The sequence below is a fragment of the Palleronia caenipelagi genome, from assembly GCF_007004065.1.
GTDB lineage: Bacteria > Pseudomonadota > Alphaproteobacteria > Rhodobacterales > Rhodobacteraceae > Palleronia > Palleronia caenipelagi.
On the sequence record NZ_VFSV01000156.1, the window covers coordinates 1 to 761 of the forward strand.

Annotated in this window: 2 protein-coding genes; one reads left to right on the forward strand and one right to left on the reverse strand. The window is 57.7% G+C overall.

Going from position 1 to position 761, the window contains the following annotated elements:
- The coding region (locus FEV53_RS20415; RefSeq protein ID WP_185962149.1) for a transposase at positions 1-235 on the reverse strand (235 nt) is incomplete at its 3' end.
- A gap of 265 nt (positions 236-500) precedes the next feature.
- Here FEV53_RS20415 and FEV53_RS20420 point away from each other — a divergent pair.
- Positions 501-761 (forward strand): transposase (locus tag FEV53_RS20420; RefSeq protein WP_142835595.1); only part of this gene is annotated, 261 nt, incomplete at its 3' end.

Genomic DNA, 761 nt, shown 5'->3' on the forward strand with positions numbered 1-761 from the left:
AGGGCTGAAAACAGTCCACCGGACTGTTTTCCGAGCGCCCTTCACCCTTCATTGTCAGGCACGTCTGGATAGCTTCATCGCTGAAACTCGGCTGCCGCCCACGCTTCCCGCTGGGCGGCAGCTTCCACATCATGTCGGGATCGAACCAGATCGTCAGCGATCCGCGCTGGCACAGTGCTTCATTGTAAGCCGACCAGTTCGTGGTCTTGTCCTTCGTAGGGGCCCAACTGCTCATACCTTCCAGCTATCACGCTCGATTCACCCAGTGAATCCCTCACTCGATTTGTGCAACAAGGCCCGCGATATCTGCAAAGCGGCGATGGATGAGAATCGAAAGATCGGATGGACCGACACTGACGGAAACCCCGCCGTTGATGATCTCACCAACGAGTATGGCGAGCCGTGCATCGCCTCAGCTCTGACAGGTATCGAGGGAAGAGGTGGTCGCGGGATTTCGGACCAGGTGCTAATCTGTAGTGTCTGAGGAAGAACGCACAGAAATGACGAAACGGAAACGCTATTCGGCAGAGTTCAAGGCGAAGGTGGCTTTGGAAGCCATCCGCGAGGAGCTGACGACGGCCGAGCTGGCCAAGAAGTATGACAGCCACCCTACCATGATCAGCGGCTGGAAACGGACCGCGATTGAGAACATGGCACAGGCCTTCACCGGCCAGGCGACCGCGGAGCCGACGATATCGGCGGCAGAGGTCGGAAAGCTGCACGCCAAAATCGGGCAGCTGGTCGTGGAACGGGATTTTTTG